The sequence below is a fragment of the Bradyrhizobium oropedii genome (assembly GCF_020889685.1).
Lineage (GTDB): Bacteria > Pseudomonadota > Alphaproteobacteria > Rhizobiales > Xanthobacteraceae > Bradyrhizobium > Bradyrhizobium oropedii.
Window position 1 is genome coordinate 1 of sequence record NZ_JACMYO010000295.1, and the last position, 7199, is coordinate 7199.

The 7199-nt window shown below is 66.1% G+C and carries 5 protein-coding genes; all 5 read right to left on the reverse strand.

Annotated elements, in window-relative coordinates; genetic code table 11:
- Nucleotides 1–178: 178 nt before the first annotated feature.
- Nucleotides 179–1543 (reverse strand): M16 family metallopeptidase, encoded by a 1365-nt coding sequence (locus H8A95_RS40685; RefSeq protein ID WP_229188130.1) that lies wholly within the window; start codon nt 1541–1543, stop codon nt 179–181.
- Nucleotides 1540–2925, reverse strand: a complete 1386-nt coding sequence (locus tag H8A95_RS40690; RefSeq protein ID WP_233287399.1) for a M16 family metallopeptidase — start codon at nt 2923–2925, stop codon at nt 1540–1542. The genes H8A95_RS40685 and H8A95_RS40690 overlap by 4 nt, the downstream gene beginning before the upstream one ends.
- Nucleotides 2926–3145: 220 nt before the next feature.
- A complete protein-coding gene (locus tag H8A95_RS40695) occupies nt 3146–3877 on the reverse strand; it encodes a hypothetical protein (RefSeq protein WP_229188132.1) in 732 nt (243 codons plus the stop codon).
- 100 nt (nt 3878–3977) lie between these two features.
- Entirely contained in the window at nt 3978–4499 is a 522-nt protein-coding gene (lspA, locus tag H8A95_RS40700) for a signal peptidase II (RefSeq protein ID WP_229188133.1), read from the reverse strand.
- The coding region (gene ileS, locus H8A95_RS40705) for an isoleucine--tRNA ligase (protein ID WP_229188134.1) at nt 4472–7199 on the reverse strand (2728 nt) is incomplete at its 5' end. The genes ileS and lspA, both read right to left, overlap by 28 nt.

Sequence of the window (7199 nt, forward strand, 5' to 3'; positions counted from 1 at the left end):
GTCCGCTCATGCGTCCCTGACGATCGAAGCGTTGCACCAATCGAAGCATCCGCGCCAGTTGTGACCCGCTGTAAGGTGAGCACGCCTCTCAGGCTCCCTCCCCGCTTGCGGGGGAGGGTGGGGAGAGGGGGGCCGCAACGGTGGTGCGTATGAGGAAGCGAATGCGCCCCGAAGCGCGTCAGTCCGCCTTTGGCGGCGCCGACGCCGGTTGCGCCGCGGCTTGCGGGGCGCGGCCGACGATCACGGTGAGCAGGCCGTTACCCCAGAGCCTCCTGGCGACCCGCTTGGCGTCGTCGAGCGTCACCGCATCGACGATGGCATTGCGCTTCTCGATGTAGTCGATCGGCAGCTTGTCGAGCTGGTATTGCAGCATCGCCTGCGCGAGCTTGGAGGAGGTGTCGAGCGCCAGCATCTGCGAGCCCTTCAGATAGGACTTCGCCTCGTCGAGCTCCTGCTGCGTCGGACCGTCCTCGGCGATGCGGCGGATTTCCGCATCGATCGCATCGACGGTCTGGCCGGCGCGGTCGGCGCGGGTGCCGGTGTTGCCGATGAACAGTGCGGAGTGGTCCATCCAGAGCAGCGATTCGTAGATCGAATAGGCCAGCCCGCGCTTCTCGCGCACTTCCTTGTAGAGCCGCGACGACAGCCCGCCGCCGCCGAGGATGTGGTTCACCACATAGGCGGCCATGAAGTCCGGGTCATGCCGGTTGATGCCGGGGCCGCCGAAGGTAACGACGGTCTGCGGCACGTCGAGCGGGACAAAGGCGCGCTGCGGCGGCTTGGTCGCCACGACGTCGGTAATCGGCGTCAGTTCGGCCTTCGCCGGCAGGCTGCCAAAGGTCTTGTCGAGCAGCTTGCCGAGCGTCTCCGGGTCGACGTCGCCGACCACCGCGATGCGCAGCGTATCCCTCGCGATGATGCGGCGGGTATATTCCTTCAGATCTGAGATCTCGATCGTCGGCACGCTCTCCAGCGTGCCGGTGGCCGTCCTGGCATAGGGATGATCGCCGAATGCGAGTTCGAGGAACTTGCGGCCGGCCAGCGACGACGGATTGGTCGATTCGCGGCGCAGGTTCGAGATCACCTGGGCGCGGATGCGCTCGACGTCCTTCGGCTCGAAGTGCGGCGAGGTCAGCGCCATCCGCAGCAGATCGTAGGCTTCGTCCTTGTTGTCCTTGAGCATGCGCAGCGAGCCACGGAATTGATCGCGGTTCGCTGCGAAGCTCAGCTCGATGGCGCGGCGCTCGAGCCGCTCATGATAGGTCTTGGAATCGAGGTCGCCGGAGCCCTCGTCGAGCAGGTCGGCGACCAGATTGCCGACGCCGGGCTTGCCGGGCGGATCCTGGCTGGCGCCGCCGCTGAAGGAATATTCCATCGCGATCAGCGGCACGGTCGCATCCTGCACGAACCACGCCTCGATGCCGCCGGGCGACACCAGCCGCTGGATCTTGGCCGCGGCCTGCGAGGGCACTGAGGACAGCGTCAGCAGCGCGGCGCAGGCGCCGCCGATCAGCGCCGCGCGGCGGGTGAGGGAATAGGTCACGAGCGCTTCTCCTCGCGTTTCGGCGCAGTATCCTTGATCAGATAGCCGGTGACCGATCGCTTCTTGTCGAGCCAGGTGGCGGCAGCAGTGCGCACCTGCTCGGCGGTGACGGCGCGAATGCGATCCGGCCAGCTTCTGATGTCGTCGATGCTGAGCCCGGTGGTCAGTGCGCCGCCATACCAGCGCGCCAGCGTTGCCTGGTTGTCCTGGGCGTAGATCGCCTCCGCGATGAGCTGGGTCTTGACCCGCTCGAGATCCTCGGCGCGCGCGGGGTTCTGCGCGAGGTCGGCGATCACCTTGTCGATCGCGTCCTCGATCTGCGCGAACTCGACGCCCGGCTTCGGCGTCACCGAGATCGAGAATTGCGACGGATCGAGCGCGGTGCCCTGGTAGCCGGCGCCGGTTGAGATTGCGAGGCCCTTGTCGATCACCAGCGCGCGGTAGAGATAGGAATTGGCGCCGCCGCCCATCAATTGCGCGAGCACATCGAGCGCCTGGCTCTCGCCTGCCGCCCCGGTTGTCGCCGACGGCACCAGGTAAGAGCGCCGCAAGCTCGGCTGCTCGACACGCGGATCCGACAGCGTCACGGTGCGCGGCGCGGCCGGCGTCGGCTCCTGCGGCCGGACGCGCTTCTCGGAGATCGCACGTTGCGCCGGGATCGGGCCGAAATTCTTCTCGACCAGCGGGCGGATATCCTTGACGTCGACATCGCCGGCGATGACCAGGATCGCGTTGTTCGGCGCATAGAAGCGCCGGTAGAAGGCGAGCGCATCCTCGCGGTCGAGCTTCTCGATCTCCTGGTGCCAGCCGATCACCGGCCGGCCGTAGGGATGGTTGAGATAGAGCGCGGCCATGATCTGCTCGGTGAGCCGGGCATCCGGGTTGTTGGCAACCCGCATGTTGAACTCCTCGAGCACGACGTCGCGCTCCGGCAGCACGTTCTCGTCCTTGAGGATCAGGCCGGTCATACGATCGGCCTCGAACTCCATCATGGTGGGCAGCTGCTCGCGCGGCACGCGCTGGAAGTAGCCGGTGTAGTCGCTGGAGGTGAAGGCGTTCTCGTTGCCGCCGACGCGCAGCACGGTCTGCGAGAACTCGCCGGCCGGGTGCTTGGCGGTCCCCTTGAACATCAGATGCTCGAGGAAATGCGCAAGGCCCGATTTGCCGGGCGTCTCGTCGGCGGAGCCCACCTTGTACCAGATCATCTGCGTGACGACGGGCGTGCGGTGATCGGGGATCACCACGACCTGCAGGCCGTTGTCGAGCGTGAAGCTGGCGGGACGTTCCGAGGTGACGGTGGTCTGGGCGCGGAGGCTGGCGCCCGTCAGCGGGATTGTTGAAACAAATGCGGCAGCGAACAGGGCAATCGAGCGAGAGCGCATCACGGTCCTTATGAAAGCCCGGACATACGGCCGGGGCGTGAAAGCAGGCCATCGTACACGGTCGCGCCCGTGCCCGTCGTCACGAACCGGAGAGACGCAGGTCTCCCCGCATTAAGCTTTGCTCATGTCAGCCTTCGCCCGCGGAGGCCAAGAGATCGCGCCAAGAGATAGTGCCAAGCGATCACGCCAAGAGGTCACGGCAACAGATCACGCCAAGCGATCACTGCACCGGTTTTCCGGTCATGACGTCATACTGGCCCTCTTTTCCCACCGGCAGCATCGGGCCTGTGCCATAGGCAAAGCCCGTGGACGGCGTCTGGTAGCCCGGCGGCGGCTCGGTCAGGGACTCGCGTGTCGGCTCGCCCTTGAACGGCTTGGACTCGCTGCTGTTTCCCTTGAATATGCCGAGCAGACCGCCGGTGTAGCCGAGCTGGTTCGGCATCAGCGACGGATTGGTGCTTACGCCGGGCTCAATTGGCTCCTTCCGGCCGTCGGTGGCGGTCTGCTGCTTGCGGCCCGCCTCGATCTCGGCCGGTGTTAACGCCACCGCTGACTGCCACGGCTCCTTCTTCACTTCCTTCTTGCGCGCCGCGATCGCAGCCTTGCGCGCGGCGATATCGGGGTCCTTCGGCCAGTTCGGCGCGGTGGCCTGGGCAGCGGAGGCGGGCGGGGGCAGATCGAGCTTGGGCGGCACCACCAGCGGCGAGCGCTCGCGGTAGTCGATGCCCTTGCTGGCCGCGCTCTTGGCGCCGAGACCGGTCATCAGATTGTCGACGATCCGTTCTTCGAAGGTCAGCCCGTCATCGCCGTCATCGTCATCGTCGCCGGCGCGCACCGGACCGGCCGTCATGACCAGGCCGATTCCGGCCGCAACGAATGCCAGACGCAGGCCGCGCATCAGCGGCAGCCGGGAGGTCTCGATCAGGTAACCGCGGGCTTTGGTGCTGCGCATCGCGCTATTCCCATCTCAAAATTCGCCAAGGCGGTCACTGGCTTAGCGCTCAGTTCCGCTGGGTGCAGGCCAACCGCCGACCGGCTCGTATCGGCCGGGATCAGGGCGCTTTTACGGCGGGGGTCCCCATGACGGAATCATACAATAGGGCCGCCACGCCAGCAACGATCGCCACGTCGGCGAGGTTGAAGATGTACCAATTGAAGGTTTTTCCACCGATCTCGACATGAAACAGGGCAAAATCGACCACGGCGCCATAGGCGAAGCGGTCGATGCCGTTGCCGATGGCACCGCCGATGATCAGGCCGAGCGAAACTGTCGCAAGCCAGGTCCGGGAGCGCGCCATCCAGATCGCCAGCGCGATCACGGCGGCAGCCTTGACCACCATCAGCAGGATCTGGGCCGCCGGGGTCTCGCTCTGGAACCAGCCGAAGCTGATGCCCGGATTCCAGGCCAGCACCAGGTCGAAGAACGGCGTCACCTGCACCGGGGCGTGATGCACGATGTCGAGGACATGGAGCAGCCAGAGCTTGGAGGCCTGGTCGGCAATCAGGGTAATGACCGCGGCCAGCACACCGGCGCGAACGGGCGAGTTCAAGCCGTGACCCCCAGCGCCTTCCATTCGCGCAGCGCCTGCGCGTCGCGCGGCGAGACGTCGGGATATTCGGGATCCGCGCCGATATCGGGGAGGATCTTCCACGAACGGGCGCACTTCGTGCCGACCGCCTTCTCGACCACCACGGCAACGCCGGGCACCGCATCGAGGCGGAAGGCATTAGCCGGCGCCTCGCCCTCGCGCACCTCGTAGTTCGAGGTGATGCAGACCTCGGCGAGATCGATGTCGAACAGCGTTGCCAGCATCGCGCGGTCGGCGACGTAGATCACCGGCGAGGCCTCGAGCGACGAGCCGATCCGCTTGGCGGCGCGTTCGAGCTCGAGCGCACCGGTGACGACGCGGCGGACGTTGCGGATCGTCTCCCACTTCGCGGCGAGGGCGTCGTCGCGGAACTGCTCGAGACCTGGGGGGAACAGCGTGAGATGCACCGAAGGCTCGGCGTTCGGCCGGTACATCCGCCAGGCTTCGTCGGTGGTGAAGCTGAGGATCGGCGCCAGCCATTTCAGGATCGCGTCGCAGAGCAGGTCGATCGTGGTCAGCGCCGCCTTGCGCGCCACCGAGGACGGCGGATCGCAATACAGCGTGTCCTTGCGGATGTCGAAGTAGAACGCCGACAGCTCGGAGTTCATGAAGGCTGCGAGCGTGGCGACCACGGTCTTGTAGTCGAACGCGGCATAGGCCTCGCGGATGGTCTCGGTGTGGAGGGCCAGTTCGTGCAGCATCAGCCGCTCGAGCTCGGGCATCTCGGCGAAGGCGACCCTCTCGCTGGGCTTGAAATGATGCAGCGTGCCGAGCATCCAGCGGATCGAGTTCCGCAGCTTGCGATAGGTCTCGATGGTGTTCTTCAGGATCTCCGGGCCGATGCGCTGGTCGTCGGCATAGTCGGTGGCGCAGACCCACAGGCGCAGGATATCCGCGCCGGAATCCTTGATCACCTTCTGCGGCTCGACGGTGTTGCCGAGCGACTTCGACATCTTGCGGCCGTTCTCGTCGAGCGTGAAGCCGTGGGTCAGCACGATGTCGTACGGCGCGCGCCCGCGGGTGCCGGCGCTTTCCAGCAGCGACGAGTGGAACCAGCCGCGATGCTGGTCGCTGCCTTCCAGATACATCACGGTGTCATTGCCGCCATCGACCTTGCGGACGATGTTGCCGAGCTGCGGGAAGTTCTGGCGGTCTTCCAGCACGAAGGCGTGCGTCGAGCCGGAATCGAACCAGACGTCGCAGATGTCGTCGACCTTCTTCCAGTTCTCGGACGCGCGCTCCCTGAGGAAGCGCTCGCGGGCGCCGTCCATGTACCAGGCGTCGGCGCCTTCCTCCATGAACGCTTCGGTGATGCGCTGGTTGACGACCTCGTCCTGCAGGATTTCGGCCGAGCCGTCGGCGTTCTCGCGCACGAACACGGCGATCGGGACGCCCCAGGCACGCTGACGCGAGATCACCCAGTCCGGGCGGTTGGCGATCATGCCGTTGATGCGGTTCTCGCCGGCCGGCGGCACCCATTGCGTGACCGAGATCGCGTGCAGCGCGCGGGCGCGCAGCGTGTCGCCCTTCTTCGCGTGGCCGTTCTCCGCGATGTCCATAGCCCCGGGCTTGGCCGGGGCGTCCACGATGGGTTTGTCCATCGCGATGAACCATTGCGGCGTGTTGCGGAAGATCACCGGCTTCTTGGAACGCCAGGAATGCGGATACTGGTGCTTGAGGCGGCCGCGCGCCAGCAGCCTGCCGGCCTCGATCAGCGCCTTGATCACCGCCTCGTTGGCATCGCCCTTCTCGCCCTTGTCGTTGAGCACGCGCTTGCCGGTGAAGCCCGGCGCCTGCGCGGTGTAGGCGCCGTTCTCGTCGACGGTGTAGGGGATCGCAGTCGGGATGCCGCGCGCATCGAGCTCGCGGGTGCTGGCCGTCCAGACGTCGAAGTCCTCGCGGCCGTGGCTCGGCGCGGTGTGCACGAAGCCGGTACCGGTGTCGTCGGTGACATGCTCGCCGTCGAGCAGCGGCACGGTGAATTCGTAGCCGCCGCCAAAGCCGCGCAACGGATGGGCGCATTCCACGGCGTCCAGCGTGTCGCCGGGAATATCGCGGACCTTCTCATAGGACGTGACGCGCGCCTGCTTGAACACCTCTGCGGCGAGCGCATCGGCCAGGATCAGGAGATCGCCGGTCTTCGCCCAATTGTCCGCGGGCGCATCCGTCACCTTGTAGAGGCCATAGGCGATCTTCGGCGAGAACGAGATCGCGCGGTTGCCGGGCAGCGTCCACGGCGTCGTGGTCCAGATCACCACCGAGGCATTGGCGAGCGCGCCATGCGCCGGCGAGGTGACCGGGAATTTCACCCACACCATGTCGGAGGTGTAGTCCTCGTATTCGACCTCGGCTTCGGCAAGCGCGGTCTTCTCGACCACGCTCCACATCACGGGCTTGGAGCCGCGATACAGCGTGCCGTTGGCGGCGAACTTCATCAGTTCGCGGGCGATCTGCGCCTCGGCCGGATAGCTCATCGTCTGATAGGGATGGTCCCAGTCGCCGATGATGCCGAGCCGCTTGAACTCCTCGCGCTGCACGTTGATCCAATGCGTCGCATAGGCGCGGCATTCCCGGCGGAACGCGACCATCGCGGCGGAATCGCGGAAGTCGGGCTTCTGCTTGCCCTTGGAGCGGTAGTTCTCCTCCTCGATCTTCCATTCGATCGGCAGGCCGTGGCAGTCCCAG

Excerpts from the sequence above, each read along its gene's own strand:
- H8A95_RS40690 (WP_233287399.1), bottom strand. The coding sequence starts at position 2,925 with ATGCGCTCTCGCTCGATTGCCCTGTTCGCTGCCGCATTTGTTTCAACA.
- lspA (WP_229188133.1), bottom strand. The coding sequence starts at position 4,499 with ATGGAAGGCGCTGGGGGTCACGGCTTGAACTCGCCCGTTCGCGCCGGT.
- H8A95_RS40695 (WP_229188132.1), bottom strand. The coding sequence starts at position 3,877 with ATGCGCAGCACCAAAGCCCGCGGTTACCTGATCGAGACCTCCCGGCTG.